At 70.4% G+C, this 16745-nt stretch carries 17 protein-coding genes and 1 pseudogene; 8 read left to right on the top strand and 10 right to left on the bottom strand.

Annotation, left to right across the window (positions count from 1 at the left end):
* Window positions 1-181: 181 nt before the first annotated feature.
* Together ACTWPP_RS12565 and ACTWPP_RS12560 are read right to left on the bottom strand one after the other, a co-directional pair.
* Entirely contained in the window at window positions 182-727 is a 546-nt protein-coding gene (locus tag ACTWPP_RS12565; RefSeq protein ID WP_443104378.1) for a hypothetical protein, read from the bottom strand.
* Between the two features lie 338 nt (window positions 728-1065).
* A pseudogene (locus tag ACTWPP_RS12560) lies at window positions 1066-1450 on the bottom strand (transposase family protein); the annotation flags it as partial.
* Between ACTWPP_RS12560 and ACTWPP_RS12555 the strand changes: the two are divergent.
* The gene (locus ACTWPP_RS12555; protein WP_443104577.1) at window positions 1397-1576 is read left to right on the top strand and encodes a zinc-binding dehydrogenase; all 180 of its coding nucleotides are present in this window, start codon (window positions 1397-1399) and stop codon (window positions 1574-1576) included. The pseudogene ACTWPP_RS12560 and the gene ACTWPP_RS12555 sit on opposite strands and share 54 nt — an antisense overlap.
* Before the next feature lie 93 nt (window positions 1577-1669).
* On the opposite strand, the gene bioB is transcribed toward ACTWPP_RS12555, so the two are convergent.
* On the bottom strand, window positions 1670-2749 hold the full coding sequence (gene bioB / locus ACTWPP_RS12550; protein ID WP_443104377.1) for a biotin synthase BioB: 1080 nt from the start codon (window positions 2747-2749) through the stop codon (window positions 1670-1672).
* A 65-nt stretch (window positions 2750-2814) separates the two neighbouring features.
* Window positions 2815-2976: a hypothetical protein gene (locus tag ACTWPP_RS12545; RefSeq protein ID WP_443104376.1), complete on the bottom strand. Its 162-nt coding sequence runs from the start codon at window positions 2974-2976 to the stop codon at window positions 2815-2817.
* 113 nt (window positions 2977-3089) lie between these two features.
* Here ACTWPP_RS12545 and ACTWPP_RS12540 point away from each other — a divergent pair, with 113 nt between their 5' ends.
* Window positions 3090-3626, top strand: a complete 537-nt coding sequence (locus ACTWPP_RS12540; protein WP_443104375.1) for a nuclear transport factor 2 family protein — start codon at window positions 3090-3092, stop codon at window positions 3624-3626.
* A gap of 161 nt (window positions 3627-3787) precedes the next feature.
* Here the strand turns inward: ACTWPP_RS12540 and ACTWPP_RS12535 are convergent, their stop codons facing one another.
* Window positions 3788-4519: a TetR/AcrR family transcriptional regulator gene (locus ACTWPP_RS12535; RefSeq protein WP_443104374.1), complete on the bottom strand. Its 732-nt coding sequence runs from the start codon at window positions 4517-4519 to the stop codon at window positions 3788-3790.
* 76 nt (window positions 4520-4595) lie between these two features.
* Between ACTWPP_RS12535 and ACTWPP_RS12530 the strand changes: the two genes are divergently transcribed.
* Window positions 4596-5390: an alpha/beta fold hydrolase gene (locus ACTWPP_RS12530; RefSeq protein WP_443104373.1), complete on the top strand. Its 795-nt coding sequence runs from the start codon at window positions 4596-4598 to the stop codon at window positions 5388-5390.
* Between the two features lie 453 nt (window positions 5391-5843).
* Window positions 5844-6935, top strand: coding sequence for a PQQ-dependent sugar dehydrogenase (locus ACTWPP_RS12525; RefSeq protein WP_443104372.1), 1092 nt, complete (start codon window positions 5844-5846; stop codon window positions 6933-6935).
* A gap of 302 nt (window positions 6936-7237) precedes the next feature.
* Here the strand turns inward: ACTWPP_RS12525 and ACTWPP_RS12520 are convergent, their stop codons facing one another.
* Entirely contained in the window at window positions 7238-8821 is a 1584-nt protein-coding gene (locus ACTWPP_RS12520) for an alpha/beta hydrolase (RefSeq protein ID WP_443104371.1), read from the bottom strand.
* A 166-nt stretch (window positions 8822-8987) separates the two neighbouring features.
* Between ACTWPP_RS12520 and ACTWPP_RS12515 the strand changes: the two genes are divergently transcribed.
* On the top strand, window positions 8988-10124 hold the full coding sequence (locus tag ACTWPP_RS12515; RefSeq protein WP_443104572.1) for a histidine kinase: 1137 nt from the start codon (window positions 8988-8990) through the stop codon (window positions 10122-10124).
* Entirely contained in the window at window positions 10112-10765 is a 654-nt protein-coding gene (locus ACTWPP_RS12510; protein WP_443104370.1) for a response regulator transcription factor, read from the top strand. The genes ACTWPP_RS12515 and ACTWPP_RS12510 overlap by 13 nt, the downstream gene beginning before the upstream one ends.
* Before the next feature lie 101 nt (window positions 10766-10866).
* On the opposite strand, the gene ACTWPP_RS12505 is transcribed toward ACTWPP_RS12510, so the two are convergent.
* Window positions 10867-11751 carry an NAD(P)-dependent oxidoreductase gene (locus tag ACTWPP_RS12505; protein ID WP_443104369.1) on the bottom strand — a complete coding sequence of 295 codons (885 nt, stop codon included), beginning with the start codon at window positions 11749-11751 and terminating at the stop codon, window positions 10867-10869.
* Between the two features lie 49 nt (window positions 11752-11800).
* Here ACTWPP_RS12505 and ACTWPP_RS12500 point away from each other — a divergent pair, with 49 nt between their 5' ends.
* Together ACTWPP_RS12500 and ACTWPP_RS12495 are read left to right on the top strand one after the other, a co-directional pair.
* Window positions 11801-12208 carry a MerR family transcriptional regulator gene (locus tag ACTWPP_RS12500; RefSeq protein WP_443104368.1) on the top strand — a complete coding sequence of 136 codons (408 nt, stop codon included), beginning with the start codon at window positions 11801-11803 and terminating at the stop codon, window positions 12206-12208.
* The gene (locus ACTWPP_RS12495) at window positions 12135-13259 is read left to right on the top strand and encodes an amidase family protein (RefSeq protein WP_443104367.1); all 1125 of its coding nucleotides are present in this window, start codon (window positions 12135-12137) and stop codon (window positions 13257-13259) included. Before ACTWPP_RS12500 ends, ACTWPP_RS12495 begins: the two co-directional genes overlap by 74 nt.
* 135 nt (window positions 13260-13394) lie before the next feature.
* Here ACTWPP_RS12495 and ACTWPP_RS12490 read toward each other — a convergent pair whose 3' ends face one another.
* From ACTWPP_RS12490 to ACTWPP_RS12480, 3 genes are read right to left on the bottom strand one after another with little or no spacing between them, the layout of a single operon-like run.
* Window positions 13395-14024 carry a DUF2461 domain-containing protein gene (locus ACTWPP_RS12490; RefSeq protein ID WP_443104366.1) on the bottom strand — a complete coding sequence of 210 codons (630 nt, stop codon included), beginning with the start codon at window positions 14022-14024 and terminating at the stop codon, window positions 13395-13397.
* Between the two features lie 15 nt (window positions 14025-14039).
* Window positions 14040-15182 (bottom strand): 3-deoxy-7-phosphoheptulonate synthase, encoded by a 1143-nt coding sequence (locus tag ACTWPP_RS12485; RefSeq protein ID WP_443104365.1) that lies wholly within the window; start codon window positions 15180-15182, stop codon window positions 14040-14042.
* Window positions 15179-16744 carry a (2,3-dihydroxybenzoyl)adenylate synthase gene (locus tag ACTWPP_RS12480; protein ID WP_443104363.1) on the bottom strand — a complete coding sequence of 522 codons (1566 nt, stop codon included), beginning with the start codon at window positions 16742-16744 and terminating at the stop codon, window positions 15179-15181. The genes ACTWPP_RS12485 and ACTWPP_RS12480 overlap by 4 nt, the downstream gene beginning before the upstream one ends.
* Window position 16745: the final 1 nt, after the last annotated feature.

The following is a 16745-nucleotide window of genomic DNA, read 5'->3' as shown; positions in this document are numbered from 1 at the left end:
TGTGGAGCGGCGTCCACTCCGGAGGTGGTGAAGACTTCTACGGCCCCGCCGCACCGAGCCGACCGATCGGCCGGACACGCGCCTGAATCGGGGTTTCTCAGCCTGGACCTCCGCGAGCCGGAGCATTCGCCACCCGGTTGTGGCGGGCGCTCTTGCGGATTTCTTGATTCCTGTCTGGGTCTTACGGGGCTTTGACGTCGGCCATTTTTGAGATACGGCGGCGTTGGATGTAGTGCCAGGTCACTGCCAAGAGCAGCGGCGGCCACAACACCGACGGAAGGTACAAGACGGCGACGTCCCATCCCGGGCGAGTACACCCGGGTGGTACCCGGTTCAGCGGTTCGGTGCCCATCACGAAGGTCGCCGTCATCCCCCATACTGCAAGGGTGGCCAGGATGGCCCCCATGATCGCGACTGCCGCGACCGCGGTCACCGGTATCCGGCGAGCGCCGATGAAGGGCACCCAGCGGGGAAAGACCTCCCCCCACCGTCTGATCAGGCCGAACGTCATTAGCGCGGAACCGAGTTCGATGAACGACAGCGACGGCACGTAGATCTTCTCTGCCAGCGACGCAGTCGGCGGAAAGCAGGGGTTCTCTCCGCCGGCATGGGCGCTGATCGCCGTGACCAGCCGCCAGATGGCAGAAGGAAGCACGGTCAAGGGGGCTGCCCAAGTGGCCAGTTTGGCCCACGTCGGGACGAGTTCGGGCTGGAACGCTGCGTTCATACGATCACCATGAGCGAGCCCAGCGAAACACCCAGACACGCCGAATGATGTCCACGGAGTCACTTCCTCATTTCCGGCCACCAAAAGCGTTGGGACGCCTGACACGTTCAGGATCGCGAGAAAGATCCCCTCGGGCTTCCCCCGCGAGTCGCAGGCGGTTCCCCCACGCGGGGGAGGGGTTCACATCTCAAGGGACGCTCAGTTCATGTCGCGGCAGGTGGCAACACCTCCTTCCGCAGAGCATGACCGCTGGCTGATTACTGAGCCTTTTCCATCCTCAGTCTGAGCTGGCCGGATGGAGGCAGAGGACGGCCTGGACGAGGCCCGTTGTCCGGGTCCTCGCGGGCCGCGCGGACGTCGTGGACGGCGCCGGGCCGGGCCGGCGAAGCCCACAGCAGCCGTCCGGCCGGATGGGCGAGGACCTGCACGTTCATCCCGTGTTTCTTGTGCTTCCCGAGTAGAAGGGGCGGTCGGCGGCGACCCGGTCGATCGGCACAGTGTTCCGTCGAGCAAGACGAACGCCTTCGTCGACGCCGCCCGGGCCGCCTGGGTGAGCGTCAGTGCCAGGGCGGCCAGGACCTCGATCGCCTCGGTCACGTACCGGTAGGCGGTGCTGATCCCGACACCGAACCCGGCCGCGAGCTGGGCGTAGGTGTGTCCAATGCGCAGATGGGCCAGGACGAGCAGAGCTTGGCGGCCTGCGGGCAGGCGCCGCCGCCGGTGCGGTCGGAATCGCCGCCATCCGCATCGCCGACCACGACCTTCGACCTCACCGAAATCGTCGACGCCCACCGCCGTCTGGAGTCCAACGCCCACATCGGCAAGGTCATCGTCGAAGTCCGGCACTAGAAGATTCATGAAGATCTGGGGTCCTGGGCGCGGAGCATTCAGGCAATGGCCCGGCCTGCCAACTCTCGTGCCACCCCCGGGTACGGGGCGGTTTCAGGTGTTGGCGGGCAGGTCGGTTCCGGCACCCCGGCGGCGCAGCGCGACCAGGTCGTGGCGGGCGTCGGGCAGGGTCTGCTCGCCGGCGCCCTCGACGACGAACCCGGCGTCGGCGATCATCTTCAGATCGTCGGCGCCGGGCTGGCCCTCGCTGGTCAGGTAGTCGCCCAGGAAGATCGAGTTGACCACGTGCAGGGCCAGCGGCTGCAGGCCGCGCAGGTGGATCTCCCGGCCGCCGGCCAGCCGCACCTCCACGTCGGGGAACACGAACCGGAACATCGCCAGGATGCGCAGGCAGCGATGCGGGGTCAGGTCCCAGCGGCCGCCGAGCGGGGTGCCCTCGAAGGGGATCAGGAAGTTGACCGGCACCGAGTCGGGGTCAAGGTCGCGTAGCGCGAAGGCTACGTCCACGATGTCGTCGTCGACCTCGCCCATCCCGAAAATGGCTCCCGAACAGGGTGAGAGGCCCGCCCGCTTGGCGTCGTCGACCGTCTGCACCCGGTCCTTGAACGTGTGGGTCGAGCAGATCTCCCGGTAGTTGTCCTCGCTCGTGTTGAGGTTGTGGTTGTAGGCGTCCGCGCCCGCCTCGCGCAGCCGGTCGGCCTGGCCCGGCTTGAGCAGCCCCAGGCAGACGCACACCTCCACGTCGGGAGCGGCTTCCTTGATCGTGCCGATCGTGTCGGCGACCCGGCCGATGTCACGGTCGGCCGGACCACGGCCGCTGGCGACCAGGCACACCCGCTTGGCGCCGGCCGCGATGGCACGTTCGGCGTTGCCCGCCGCCTCGCCGGAGCTGATCCAGGTGTACTTGAGGATCTCCGACGTCGAGCCGAGCCGTTGGGAACAGTACGTGCAGTCCTCGGGGCATAGACCGCTCTTCATGTTGACCAGGTGGTTGAGCTTGACCCGCGTGCCGAAGTGGCGTCGCCGCACCCTCGAGGCCGCCGCCACCACGTCGAGGATGTCCTCGTCCGCGGTGCGCAGAACCGCCAGCGCCTCCTCGCGGGTGGGCGTCTCGCACCGCAGGCCCTTCGCGGCCAGCGAGCCCAGCAGGGCATGGGGAGAGTTGTCCGTCATGACAACCCATCTTGGTCGCCTTCGCCCATCAGTCCAATGACGACCACCGACAAGATCGCCAACCGTCAGTTGTATCTTCGGCCGCCGAGCCGCGATCGGGAGAGGGACCTACCGAGCCTGATGCCGAGTTGAAACGCCGAGACGGTGGCGGCCACCACGGCGACCCGGCGCCGCGCCCGCGCGGGCACCACCACCCCGTGTGCTGCGCCATCCGCCGCATCGCTCATCGCGATCACCTCCTCGGCAGGCGATGACCTCTCAGCTCAGAAGGCGACGACCAAAGTGCAACCAGTGTCGTTGAGGCGGGGTTCTCCAGGCGTAGCCGAAGAGGGGAATGGTGATGACCGTGGAGACTTCCACCGCGCACGAGTCGGGCGTCGCACCCGCAGACCGGCCGGACAATGCCTGGTCGGTGATGCAGCGGTTCTACAAGGCCGAGGCGGCGTATGTGGCCGCGGGCGGATACGGGAAGGCCGGCTATGACCGGGTCGCCGCGTATCTGGATCCCGAGGTGGTGCTGCATCAGGCTCCGGGACTGCCGTTCACCGGGACCGGCGCGTGGCGGGGCCGGGACGGTATGGAACGGTTCCTGGCCATCTTCAGCGAGCTCTGGGAGTCGATGGAGTTCCTGGACCAGGAGCACTGGGGGGACGACGACACCGTGGTGGTGCGTAATCGGGTCCGGTTCCGGGCCCGCGCCACGGGCCGGGAGATCGAGACGTGGATCCTGCAGGTGGTCACTGTCAGAGACGGGCGCATGCTCGAATGCCGTCCCTTCTACTGGGACCCCGCCGGCGTGGCCGAGGCCAGTGCCCCGGCGTCCCAGGACAGGCCGAATCCGGGGCAGCGGCACGACCCGCCGGCGCCGACCGGGTGACCTTGACGACTCATTCACCTGCCGGGGCCCGGCCGAAGGCCGCGACACGCCCGTCATCACTGGTCAGGCGGGAAGGTCCAGGGCGGTGAGCAAGTCGGCCTCAGTCGTCGGACCGATGGCGTGTGCCGCTCGATTATTGAGTTACGCGGTCTTGTCGGTTGTCAGCGGGTTTTCTGGCGGGTCTGCGGGGTGCCGTAGGCGGCGAGGAAGACGCGGACAGCCTCGTCGGCGTAGCTTTCGAGCTCTTCTGGGGTGAACTCGCCGGCGTCGCCATGGAACATCGCTTTGTTCAGCGGGATGGACAGGATCAGCCAGTTGAAGTGCTGGGCGGCCAGCATCGGGTCGTCCATGCTCAGGAGCCCGCGCCGGGCGAGCGCGCGGAACTGCTCGGCGAAGGCGGCGTGCCCGCGCTCGGGTCCGTTGGCGTACCACGTGCGGGCCAGCTCGGGGAAACGCTCGGCTTCGGCGATGACGGTGCGCCGCAGCCGGACCAGGTGCGGTTGGGTGACCTCGACGATGTGCCTGCGTGCGAACTCCCGGAGGTCCTTCTCCAGGTCCTCGCTGTCGCCCAGCGCAGCGACCATCTGATGGGTCAGCATCTCGGTGTCGCTGATGTCACCTGTGACGATCGCGGTGAACAGCCGCTTCTTGTCGGCGAAGTGCTTGTAGATGGTCTGCTTGGACACCGCGGCGAGCGCGGCCACCTCGTCCATGCTGGCGCCGCCGTACCCCTTGCGCAGGAACACCGTGCGGGCGGCCTCGATGATCGCCCGGTGCTTCCTGGCGGATCGGCCTGCCTCGGCGAGCCCGCCGTCCCCGGAACCCCTGTCGGCCGCTGCCGCGCCGTGAGCCGGCTCTTCGATGACTGCCTCCTCTGATGAATGTGAAGCCATAGTACTGGACGGCTCAGTACCCAACGCAGTACTGTACCGTCCAGTTCTGGTACGTGCCGGCCACGAGGGAGAACCGATGACGACCGAACACCGAACGAAGTCACAGGACGGTACACAGATCGCCTTCGAGCGGCTCGGCGAGGGCGCGCCGCTGGTGCTGGTCGCCGGGGCGCTGCAGGGCCGGACGAGCTACCGGCCGCTCGCCGAAGAACTCTCCGGGCACTTCACCGTGTTCAACTACGACCGGCGGGGCCGCGGCGACAGCGGCGACACCGCGCCGTACGCGGTCGAACGCGAGATCGAGGACCTCGGCGCGGTCATCGCCGAGGCCGGAGAGACGGCCTCGGTGTACGGCCACTCCTCCGGCGCGGCCCTCGTCCTGCACGCGGCGGCGTACGGCCTGCCGATCGACGGGATCGTGCTGCACGAGCCGCCCTTCGGGTCCGGCACCGAGGAGGAGCGGCGAGCCGAACTCCAGGAGGCGGAGCAGATCTCGGCGCTGCTGGCGCAGGACCGCCGTGGCGACGCGGTGCGGACGTTCCTGGAGCCGATGGGGCTGCCGCCGCAGGTGCTCGACGACCTCAGCCGCGACGCCGCCATGCAGGCTCACGCGCCCACGCTCCCCCACGACCCCTTCGAGGTCATGAGCGAGCACAGCCGGGGCGGACGGACTCCGGCCGAGCAGGCCGCGGGCGTCACCACGGCCGCTCTCGTCCTGGCCGGTGGGGCGAGCCCCGAGTGGATGATCGACGCCGCCCGGCGGATCGCGGACGCGCTGCCGAAGGGACGCCTCCAGATGCTGCACGGCCAGGAGCACATCGTGCCGCCCGAGATCCTCGCACCGGTCCTGACCGAGTTCCTCACCAGATGATCAGGCGGGGGACGGCATCGTGCAGTGACGCGCGAGACCGGGCGCCGTTAGTGAGGAAGGGCCGCCCTTCCTCGGCCTATGCGAGGCGTCGATGTGCTTTCGGATCGGCCTTGCGGTCCTCCGGCAGCGGGATGTGCGACAGATGATCACCGTGGTGCGGATCGGCGCCTTCTATTATTGCGGCCATGATTACTGTGAAAGATGAAAAACTAGATCTTCACAGGAATCGATGGCGCGGGTACCTTGTGAGGCGATACGGAACGCTCCCCGGGTCCAGCGGCCTCACTGACCTGCCCGTCCGTCGAAAAGGCACGCGCTAGAGATGCCGTGCCGTCCCTTTCTCATTGTCGATCACGCGTTCGGCGAAGGCCATGGATCCGCTCTCTACGTGAGGCAGAACCCGGGGGCTCTTACTGGTTCGGGGTGACATGGGAGAGAAAAATGCCCCGTAGAATGCGCACGTTGGCCCCGGCCGCGGCCGTCGCCATCGCATCCGTGCTCGCCGTTCCCGTTTCTCCGGCGCCCCAGGCCGCGGTCACCCGGACGGCGGCGCCGGCGGTCGCCGATCCGGCGTTCGACTTCTCCGCGCCCGATGTCCTGGCGACCAACCTGAGCATCCCTTGGGGACTCGCCTTCCTGCCCGACGGCAGTGCGCTGGTGTCGGAACGGGCGACCGCCCGCATCCTGCGGCTGAGTCCGGGCTCGCCGCCGGCCGAAGTGGCCCGGCTCTCCGGAGTGCAGCCCGCGGGCGAAGGCGGGCTGCTGGGGCTGGCGGTCTCCCCGTCCTACCCGCAGGACGGTTACGTCTACGCCTACTACACCGCCGCCTCCGACAACAGGATCGTCCGATTCGAGCTCGCGGCGTCACCTCAACAGGAAGTGGTTCTTTCCGGCATTCCCAAGGCGTCCTTCCACGACGGGGGCCGCATCCACTTCGGCCCCGACGGGATGCTCTACGCCGGTACCGGCGACGCCGGGCAGCGTTCCAACGCGCAGAATCCGGACACCCCGGCCGGGAAGATCCTGCGGATGCGGCCGGACGGATCCCCTGCCCCCGGCAATCCCGACCCGGACTCGGTCGTCTACACCCTCGGGCACCGCAACGTGCAAGGACTGGCCTGGGGCGGCGGCCACATGTACGCAAGCGAGTTCGGCCAGAACACGTGGGACGAGATCAACCACATCACGGCCGGCGAGAACTACGGCTGGCCGGAGGCCGAGGGCGAGGGCGGTGAGCCGGCATACCGCGATCCCATCGTCACGTGGCCCACATCGGCGGCATCGCCGAGCGGCGCGACCGTCGCGGGCGACACGCTGTACGCCGCCGCGCTGGCCGGCCGGCGGCTCTGGACGGTTCCGCTCGACGGCAACGGCGGAACGTCCGGCCCTCCCTCGGCGGTCCTGCAAGGCACCTATGGACGGCTGCGCACGGTCGCCGTCGGCCCGGACGGCTGGCTCTGGGTCATGACCAGCAACCGCGACGGCCGCGGTACCCCCACTTCGACCGACGACCGCATCATCCGCTTCCCACCGGTCAGCCGTTGAGCGACCACGCTCCCAGCAGAACCGACCGAAAGGCACGACACCGCCGAGCCGCCCGGGGCTCGGCAGCCGATGAACCGACGAGCCGCACCCGGACGTCTGGCCTCACGTCGGCCACCTCAGCCGCCGTCGTCGGGAAGGACGGTGCCGTCACCGCGATCCGCTGGCGCAGCGCCGACGCACCGACCGGCCCGCGATGGGCCAGAACGGCCGCGGAGGCACGCGGTGGTGTACCCGGTGCCTCCGCCGCCTTCACTGCGGTGTGATCGGTGGGCGGCCAGTCGCGCCGGCGCGCCCGCAACGGTTCACGACGGGTGGGCCGGATTCGGGGAAGTCTCTGCGAGTGGCGGCTTCCGGCATGTCAGGTGCCCGGTAGGGAGTGTTCCGGACTCCAGGTAGGCGTTCACCTTCGCGTCGATGCAGGCGTTGCCGTACTCGCCGTAGATGCCGTGGGCGATGGTTCCGCGCAGGGTGAGCAGGCCGGAGCCGGTCATCAGCCGGTGCATGGACCGGGCGCCTCGGTAGGTCGTGGCGGTGTCGCCGGTGGCGGAGACGATCAGCGCCGCGGCCCTGGTGGTGATCCTGGTCGGTTGCTCGCGCGGCGGTTCGGGCCAGAAGGCGCAAGGGGAGATGTTGTTCATGATCGGCCCGAAGAGCGGATGGCGGTGTCGGCTGCGCCGGACGTCCTCCCAGTAGATCTCGGGGTCACGTGGAGCGGCGCTGTCACCACAGATGATCGCGGCTGCGGGGCTGACGAGGTGCGAGAACGTGCCGCTCAGGATGAACCGCAGGGACCCCTCCAGTTCCGGGGTCGGGGCGACCGCCGCTCCATCCGCCGCTCTGTCCAGAACTTTCACGGTGGAGGCGAAGGTGGCGCGCGCCCTGTCCCGGTCGTCGCCGACACCGCCGTAGACCAGGTACGGGACAACGTGCTCGTCGACCATGTGCGAGCCGACACGCAGCGGCTGCACCGAGGACGCCTGAACGATCCGCCGTACGGTGGCGAGCACCGCGTGTTGGGTACGGCCCAGGCCGTATTCGTGGTGCCGTGCCGCGGTCCAGGACGCCCAGGCGCGCAGGGCCCGTTCCGAGGCGGGTTCCCTGCCGATCAGCCTGGGGCCCCACTGGCGTGGATCACCGGCGCTGTCGAGCACCATCCGGTCGGTCCGTCCAGGGAACATCTGCGCGTAAACGGCACCGAGGTAGGCGCCGTAGGAATAGCCGAGGTAGGAGATCCGGCGCTTGCCCAGCACGGCGCGGACGACGTCCATGTCCCTGGCGGTGTTGCGGGTGGTGACGTACGGCAGCACATCGCCGTGCCGGCGCGCGCACCGCTCGGCCAGGTCCCTTTGGAAGGCGACCTGACGGTCGTAGCCCGCCCGGTCGGTGCCGGCCGAGCGTATCCAGATGCCGGCGGGCCATTGACAGTCCAGCGGGGTGCTGCGTCCGACGAAGCGCGGATCCATCCCGATCAGGTCGTACCGGGCGCTGACCTCGCCCATGTACGTGCGGGTCTCCAGGGGCATGCCGAGTGTCGGCTCGGCGGGACCGCCGTGGTTGAGCATCAGGGTGCCGATCCGGCGGGCCGGGTCGGCCGCCGCCAGCCGGGATAGGGCGATCCTGATCGTCGGGCCGCCGGGCCGCGTGTAGTCCAGTGGCACGGTGACCTGGGCGCACCGGGCATTGGCCTGGTCCAGCAGTGCGCCCACCTCGTCATCCGATATCTGCCTGCAGTCCGTCCAAGTGACCTGCTGGTCGTAGTAGTCGTCGAGCCCCGGGGCGGGGTCGGCCATGGCGAACGACGCCGTGCCCGAGGCCGCCAGGACGAGCGCCGCCCCGGACGTGCCCACCCATCGCGCCAGGCGACGGGGGTGTCTCTTCGTCATCATGACCGCGACGCTAAGTCCGGGCCGCCGGGGCGAGAATGCAGTCTGCTGCCGCCCGGAACTACAGCCGGCTGTACTGTCCGTCCGGCGCCGCGCCTGATATTCAGGACTTCACCTGGGGCCGAAAGGGACGTGCGTGCGAAAACGATGGGCACGGCCGTTGCGCAGTGTGGCCTATCTGCTCGGCAGCCTGCTGACCGCGATCGCCGCCGCCGTCGCCTTGCCGCTGCTTCTGCTGCCGGGTCAGGGACGCGCCTGGGCGGACTGGCACCGGCGCCGAGCTGGACGGCTGCTCGGCGTCCCGGTCCCCGCTCGTCCGGCGGAGGACGGTGGGCTCCGGATCCGCATCGTTCGCGTGGCACGCGGAGGTTTGCTGTGGCCGATGGTGCACGCGGGTATGGCGTTGCCCTTCGGCCTGGCCATGGTGGTGTGTCTGGGAAACGTCCTCATGGCGGTCTGGGCCATGACGCTGTGGTGGGTGCATCCGGCAGACGCGGCACCGCGCCTGCTGGGGGACGTACCGGTCAGCGGCTGGGCGGTCGCGTTGACCGCGGCGCCTTCCCAGGCCATCGTCCTCACCGCGGTGGCCTGGTGGGGTGGCCCGCTGCTGGCGCGCACTCACGCCCGGATCTGCCTGGCGCTGCTGTCGCCGTCCGCCACCGAACGGCTGACCCGGCGAGTGGAGGTCCTGACCCTGACACGGGCGGGAGCTCTGGACGCCCACGCCGCGGAACTGCGAAGGATCGAGCGTGACCTGCACGACGGCGTACAGGCTCGCCTGGTGGCGATCGCAGTGCGGCTCGGTGTGGCCCGCGAGTCGCTCACCAGCGCGCCCGAGGGTGTGACGAACCTCGTGAAGGAGGCGCATGAGGGCGTCGAGGAGGCCATGACCGAGTTGCGCAATGTGGTACGCACCGTCTACCCGCCGATCCTGGCCGACCGTGGCCTGGCCGGCGCGCTGGCGGCGCTGGCCGCCGATTCCGCTGTGCCGGCCCGGCTCCAGGTCGGCCGGCTGGACGCGGTCCCGGCCGCGGTCGAGACGGTGGCCTACTTCGTGGTCACCGAGGCGCTCACCAACGCGGCCAAACACGGACGGGCCACACGGGCCGAGGTACACGTCCAGCGCGTGGGCGCCTGCCTGTCGATCCGGGTCAGCGACGACGGGGTCGGCGGCGCGGACGAGGCGCTGGGCACCGGCATCGCCGGGATACGCCGCCGCGTGGCGGCCCTGGACGGCACCGTCCAGGTCACCAGCCCCACGGGCGGACCGACCATCATGGCCGTGGAGGTGCCGTGCGCGTCGTGATCGCCGAGGACAACGTCCTGCTGTCCAGCGGCCTGGAGCTCCTGCTGGCCGCCAAGGGCTTCGAGGTCGCCGCGGTCACCCGCGACGGCCCCGCCTTCCTGGCCGCCGTCGGCGCGCACCTTCCGGACGTGGCGATCGTCGACGTACGGCTGCCGCCCTCCTTCAGAGACGAGGGCATACACGCCGCCCTGCGGGCACGCCGCCTGCACAAGGGCCTGCCGGTGCTGGTGCTGTCGCAGTACGTCGAGCGAGAGTACGCCAGGGAACTGCTCTCGGACGGCCTCGGGGGCATCGGCTACCTGCTCAAGGACAGGGTGAGCCGGGTGGGGGAGTTCACCGACGGGCTGCGCCGTGTCGCCGCCGGTGGCACCGCGATGGACCCCGAGGTCATCTCCCAGCTCCTCCTCCGCCGCGGCAACGACTCCCTGTCGCGCCTCACACCTCGCGAACACGAAGTGCTCGCCCTCATGGCCGAGGGACACGACAACACCACCATCGCCGGGCGGCTGGCCATCACCCACAACGCCGTCCACAAGCACATCGGCAACATCTTCGCCAAGCTGAACCTGTCCCCTGCCGATGCCGGCCACCGCCGGGTCCAGGCGGTCCTGACCTATCTCGGCCACCGGCAGCCCCCATGAACCTCCCCGCCGGACTCAGCCGGTCGGCACGGCCCGGCGGCGTCACCGCCACCAGGCCAGGACCATGGCCGCCACCTCCGCGGAGCGCCGCGCCGGATCGGTCAGTCGCCGCGGGGTCTGCCGAACTCTTCGATCAGCACGGGATACTGCTCTCCACCGTGTCCGGCAGCGATCGAGCGGTCGGCCATCGCCTTGAACAACTTCGGCAGTTCGGCGTTGACGCCCACCGCCTCGCTCTCGTCGATCAGGTGTGCCATCGCCCGCGCGTCGGTCTCCAGGGCCGACACCTCGGCCGGGAAGGAACCGCCGTCGATCTGCTCGGCGTATCCGGGCAGCCATTCGGCCACGACGGTGGCGATCTGCTGCGCGAACGGCGCGTATGTCGCGGCGTCGACTCCGGCCGTCCTGAGAATGGCGGTGCCCTGGAGCCAGGCGTTCAGGACGCTCCACATCATGGCCAGGCCGGACACGTCGTACAGGGACGCCAGCCCATGGTCCGCACCGAGGTAGGTGACGGTGCCGAGCACCTCGAGTGTCGACCTGTGCGCCTCGAAGTCCGGCTGCGGCCCGCTTTGCAGGATCACCGCCTCGGCGGTCCCGATCGCCGGCGGAACGGCCATGATGGCACCGTCCAGGTAACGGGCGCCGTGCCGCTCGGCCCAGTGGGCGGCTTCCCGGGCCTGGGCGGAGTCGCCCGAGGTCAGGTTGATCAACATCGTGCCGTCCAGCTCGATGTCGCTCGTGCCGAGCAGCTCGTGCACGGCTCGGTAGTCGGTGACGCAGATGATCGTCAGGGCACCCGCCTTGAGGGCGTCGCCGACCGTCGGCGCCGACCGTGCGCCCTCGGCCACCAGCGGGTCGGCCTTGGAGGTCGTCCGGTTCCACACGGTCGTGGGATGCCCGGCCTTCAGGAACGCGGCGGCGAGTGCCCGGCCCATCAGTCCGAGTCCGATGACCGTCACGGGTGTTTCCGTTCTGTTGCTCATGGCACCATCGTCAACGTTGATACCGGTATGAAGGTCAAGTGAGGTTCGGATGCGGATCGGGGAACTGAGCGGTCGGACGGGCGTCAACACCCATCAGTTGCGCTACTACGAGGCACAGGGCCTGCTGGAGGCGGACCGCGGCGCGAACGGTTACCGCGAGTACGGCGAGGACGCCGTGCTGCGGGTGAAGCAGATCCGGCACCTGCTGGGTGCCGGTCTGTCCTCTGAGGACATCGCGTACCTGCTGCCCTGTGCGGCCGGAGAGGCCCCGGAGCTGCTCGGATGTCCCGAATTGCTGGCCGCGATGCGGTCACGGCTGCAGCGGCTGGACGATCAGATGGACAGGCTCGCTCAAGCCCGCGGCGCTCTCGCCGACTACATTGATGCGGCCGAGCGAACGGCCGGCGAAGGCTATCCCCCCTTCGACGAGGCCGGCCGGAAGCCCGTCCCCGCCTGAGCAGCCGGGATGGCGGCGACGCCGTCCCGGTCCTCGCCGGCGCACGGCTCGGGCTGCCGGGCCTAAGGGCAGGCTGTCGGCTCACACCGCGTCGGGGCGGCCGCCCGATCGCCTGCCGCGTCCGGGCTCACCGTCGACTACGACGGCACCTACGTCTCGCACGAGCCCGCGCTCATCCGGCAGTCGCTCAAGGACCGTCCGCAACGCCCACCGCGAGGACCACATCCCGGGCGGAAGCAGCGGCGGTACCGCCGCGGTCGTCGCCGCCGGCCCGATCGCCCGCTCCGTCGCGGACGTGCGCTTGGCCGACGGCGTCTGCGCGCCCTCCGGCGCGGACCGGGACATGACCGCCGACCTGGCGGGGCTGCGGCTGGGAGTGCCGGCCGCGCACTTCTACGACGATCTCGACCCGGACGTCGCCACCGTGACCGAACACGCCCTGTCCGAACTCGCGGCACGCGGCGCCGTGCTGGTCGAGCGCGACATCCCGGACGTGCGGCGGCTCAACGAGCTGGTCAGCTTCACCGTGGTGCTGTACGAGGTGGGCCGGGAACTCTCGGCCTACCTCTACCAGCACGCGGCGCCCGTGGCGCTGCGCGAGCTGGTCGGCCGGGTCGCCACCGCCCAGGTCCGGGAGACGCTCGAATCCATCCTGGACGAGGACCAGGTTCCGGCGGCCGACTACCGCGAGGCCCTCGCCGTCCACCGCCCGGCGCTCCGCACGGCCTACGCCGGCTACTTCGCCGACCACGACGTGAGCGCCGTCCTCGTCCCGACGACACCGCTGCCCGCGCGTCCGCACCGGCCCGCCGGGGAAGACCGCACGGTCGAGCTGAACGGCGACGACGCCGACACCTTCCGCACCTACATCCGCAACACCGACCCTCCGAGCAACGCGGGCCTCCCCTGCCTGTCGATCCCCTCGGGGCTGTCCCGCGAAGCCTGCCGATCGGCCTCGAACTCGTCGGCCCCGACTCGTCCGACGCCCGGCTGCTGGCCATCGGCGAGGCGATCGAGCGCGCTGCCGCCGCTGCCGCGCCCAGCGCCGTGAGACCCGGCACCCACCACCAGGACCGACTTCGCCGAGCGACTCACCGCCCTCCAGGAGGGCCGCGACCCGGTCTACACAGGGAGATGAGCGCGGCTCAGCGGCGGACGCGGTAGCGGATGCGGGGTGGCCTGGACATCATGTAGCGGTGTGCGAGGCGAGCCACTCGACCAGAGGACGGAGATCGCGCCAGGTGTCGCGGACCGCGGGCAGCGCCTGCTTCCCGGTGGCCTTCGTCTTGGGTATCCGTTTCTCGACGCCCAGCGACTTGTACCGGATCAGCTCGATACGCGGGTGATCGGCCCGGTAGCCACGAGGCTGGGTCTTGACCCGTTCGCCGACCAGGGAGAACCCCTTGTCGAGCAGCCGGTCCACGATCGCCTGCGCCTCGGCGCCCGACTTGTCGTCGTCGACGGCGGACCGGTAGCGGGCGGTGCCGTCGGGGGTGAAGGCGTGAAAGCCTCCGCCCACGAACAGGCCGTCGGCGCCGAGCTCCAGGTAGTAGCCGGCGTGGCCGTCGCCGCCCACGGTGGCGCCTTGGCTGGTCTTGTAGGGCGATTTGTCTTTGCTGAACCGGGTGTCGCGCTGCGGCCTGAACAGCTTGGCCGGTCCGAACTCGTCCTCCAGCTCCTCCAGCAGCGCCTGCAGCGGTCGGCGCACCGCGCTGTCATAGTCGGCCTTGTGCGCGTGCCAGTGCTCGCGCGTGTTGTCGGCCTCCAACTCCTTGTAGAAGTCGAAGGCCTTGCGCGGTATGCCGTCGAAGGCCATCGATTCCTCCCTTCTTCACAGCAGGGCGACGAAGCGCTCGACCACCTCCGCGGCCTGGGCGGCGTTCAGGCGGGGATCGCAGGCCGTGCGGTAGTGCGGCAGCTCGGGCGGCGGCCGGAACGGCTTGGGCGTGGTGGTGCACTCGGTGACGTCCTCGGGTGTCATCTCCAGATGCAGTCCGGCCGGGTGCCTCCGATGGGCCCGCATGATGCGGACGAACGCCACGATCTCGTCCAGGATCGCCTCCATGAGCCGGGTCTTGGGCCCTGCGCCGATGCGCATCGTGTTGCCGTGCATGGGGTCGCACAGCCACACGACCGGCCTACCCCGTCTGCTGACCTCTTCCACCATTTCGGGCAGGAGGCTGCGCACGCGGGTGCTGCCGAGACGGACGATGAAGAACAGCCGGCCGTCCGCGCCGTCGGGATTGAGCAGGCGGCTGAGCCGTACGGCCTGTGCGGGGCTGATGACGGGACCGATCTTGACGCCGATGGTGTTGGCGACGGAGCGCGCGAAGGCGACGTGCTGGCCGTCGGGCTGGCGGGTGCGGTCCCCGATCCACACCGAGTGGGCCGAGGCGGCGTAGTCGCCGCGCACCAGCGGACGCTCGTAGTCGAGCAGCAGTGCCTCGTGGGAGACGTAGGCCCGCTCCAGCGGCGATCGCCCCGCCCAGGAGTCGCGGACCACCCGCAGCACCCGCTCGGCGCACTCGTGGGCGCGCAGGAGCCGGGTGGGGTCGGGGTGGCGGGCCCGGCGGTCGGTGGCGGGGCTGTTGACCGCGTCGCCCCGGTATGACGGAACGACGGTGCCGTCGGCGATGCGCTCGTAGGGGGCCGAGCGGGGCTTGCCGTACTGGCCGGCCAGGCGGCCCAGCGGGACGACCACGCCCCCGGTGGCCGAGTGGATCACCTCTGCCAGGCCGTACAGCTGTGCGAGTTTGGCGCGCACCTCGGTGGCGCCGGACTCGCAGAAGCGCTCGGCGCAGTCGCCGCCCTGCAGCAGGAAGCCCCCGCCTTGGGCGACACGGGCCACGGCCTGACCGAGCCGGTCGCACTCGGCCCTGGTGACCAGCGGCGGCATCGTCTGCAGGGTGCTGGTGACGTGGTCGAGCAGCGCCACGTCGCCCCAGTCGGGTTGCTGACCCACGGCGGCGATCACGGCGGCGCGTCCTGGAGCCGGGCCTTGTCGACCTTGCCGACAGGCGTGAGCGGCAGGCCGGGAACGACGACCACGCGGTCGGGGATCTTGTAGGCGGCCACGCCGCGTTCGCGCATGAACGCGGCGACCGCCTGGAGGGTGGGCGGTTCGTCCCGGGCGACGATGTAGGCGCAGGTGCGTTCGCCGAGGTAGGGGTCGGGTACCGGGGCCACGGCGACGGCCCGCACGTCCGGATGGGCCAGCAGGTGCTCTTCGACCTCGTCGGCGGGCACCTTGTCGCCGCCGCGGTGGATCACGTCCTTGACCCGGCCGCAGATGACCAGATGGCCGGTCTCGGCAAGGCGGGCCAGGTCGCCGGTGCGGAAGAAGCCGTCGGGGGTGAAGGCCCGTCCGTTGTGCTCCTCGGCGCGGAAGTACCCCCTGATCGTGTACGGCCCGCGGACGAGCAGCTCCCCGGTTCCCCCGGCCGGCACCTCGCCGCCCGCTTCGTCCACGATGCGGACCTCGTCGTGCTCCGAGAGCGGCCTGCCCTGGACGGTGGTCAGCAGCTCGGGCGGGTCGTCCGGGGGACTCTGGCTGAGCAGCCCCTCGGCCATGCCGAACGACTGCTGCACCGGGCCGAGCCGCGCACGGACGTCGCGGGCCAGTTCGGGGCTGACGCCGGCACCGCCGAGTTGCACCAGGCGCAGGCTCGAGAGCTCGTGCGGGCTCCAGGAGGCGGCGTCCAGCCACAGCAGCGCCAGCGACGGCACGAGGCCGGTGACGGTGACGCGCTCGCTTTCGATGAGCGGGAACGCGTCGCCGGGGCTCGGCGTCGGGGTGAGCACGACGCTGCCGCCCGCGTACAGGGTGCCGAGCACGCCGGGGCAGCCGAGCGCGTAGTTGTGCGCGATGGGCAGCGCGGCCAGGTAGACGTCGTCCGGGCCGAGACGGGCGTTGGCGGCGCTGAGCCTGACGTTGCACAGGTAGTCGTCATGGGTGCGCGGGATCAGCTTGGAGCGTCCGGTGGTGCCGCCCGACAGCAGGAAGAAGGCCACGTCCCCCGGTTCGGGCGGCCGCAGCTCGGTCGGTTCGGCGTAGAGCGACGACAGCGGAGTGAACTCCTCCGGCTCGCCGGCGACGACCACGTGCCGGGGGCCGCGGATCCGCCGGGCCAGCTCCCGGTGGTCGAAGCCCTGGTGGACGGCGGGAACGACATAGGCGGCGGCCTCGGTGTGCGCGGCCAGGTGGCCGATCTCGTCGTGCCGGTGAGGGGGCAGCGCGAGCACCGGGGCGGCGCCGAGCGTCAGCAGCGCGAAGAACGTGTCGATCAGCTCGGGCGTGTTCGGCAGCTGCACGATCACCCTGTCGCCGCGCCGCAGGCCCAGGCCGTGGAACCCCGCGGCCAGGCGGGCGGCGCGCTCGGCGAGTTCGCGGTGGGTGCGGCGGGTGGCGCCCGAGACCAGGGCGGTGCGCTCGTCGTGGGCGCGCAGCAGGACGTCGAGGGTCTGGCCGGTCCACAGACCGAGCTCGCGGTAGCGCCCGGCGGTTTCCGCGGGCCAGGGTACGCATCCGGCGATCATC

Source organism: Actinomadura sp. 3N407, from assembly GCF_052245875.1.
Taxonomy (GTDB): domain Bacteria; phylum Actinomycetota; class Actinomycetes; order Streptosporangiales; family Streptosporangiaceae; genus Spirillospora.
Note: the sequence above shows the minus strand (reverse complement) of the source record. Positions and strands in the feature narration are given on the sequence as shown.

Coding starts and splice junctions, on each gene's coding strand:
- ACTWPP_RS12565 (WP_443104378.1), bottom strand. CDS start 727: ATGAACGCAGCGTTCCAGCCCGAACTCGTCCCGACGTGGGCCAAACTG.
- ACTWPP_RS12555 (WP_443104577.1), top strand. CDS start 1,397: ATGGGCCAGGACGAGCAGAGCTTGGCGGCCTGCGGGCAGGCGCCGCCG.
- bioB (WP_443104377.1), bottom strand. CDS start 2,749: ATGACGGACAACTCTCCCCATGCCCTGCTGGGCTCGCTGGCCGCGAAG.
- ACTWPP_RS12545 (WP_443104376.1), bottom strand. CDS start 2,976: ATGAGCGATGCGGCGGATGGCGCAGCACACGGGGTGGTGGTGCCCGCG.
- ACTWPP_RS12540 (WP_443104375.1), top strand. CDS start 3,090: ATGACCGTGGAGACTTCCACCGCGCACGAGTCGGGCGTCGCACCCGCA.
- ACTWPP_RS12535 (WP_443104374.1), bottom strand. CDS start 4,519: ATGGCTTCACATTCATCAGAGGAGGCAGTCATCGAAGAGCCGGCTCAC.
- ACTWPP_RS12530 (WP_443104373.1), top strand. CDS start 4,596: ATGACGACCGAACACCGAACGAAGTCACAGGACGGTACACAGATCGCC.
- ACTWPP_RS12525 (WP_443104372.1), top strand. CDS start 5,844: ATGCGCACGTTGGCCCCGGCCGCGGCCGTCGCCATCGCATCCGTGCTC.
- ACTWPP_RS12520 (WP_443104371.1), bottom strand. CDS start 8,821: ATGATGACGAAGAGACACCCCCGTCGCCTGGCGCGATGGGTGGGCACG.
- ACTWPP_RS12505 (WP_443104369.1), bottom strand. CDS start 11,751: ATGAGCAACAGAACGGAAACACCCGTGACGGTCATCGGACTCGGACTG.
- ACTWPP_RS12500 (WP_443104368.1), top strand. CDS start 11,801: ATGCGGATCGGGGAACTGAGCGGTCGGACGGGCGTCAACACCCATCAG.
- ACTWPP_RS12495 (WP_443104367.1), top strand. CDS start 12,135: ATGCGGCCGAGCGAACGGCCGGCGAAGGCTATCCCCCCTTCGACGAGG.
- ACTWPP_RS12490 (WP_443104366.1), bottom strand. CDS start 14,024: ATGGCCTTCGACGGCATACCGCGCAAGGCCTTCGACTTCTACAAGGAG.
- ACTWPP_RS12480 (WP_443104363.1), bottom strand. CDS start 16,744: ATGATCGCCGGATGCGTACCCTGGCCCGCGGAAACCGCCGGGCGCTAC.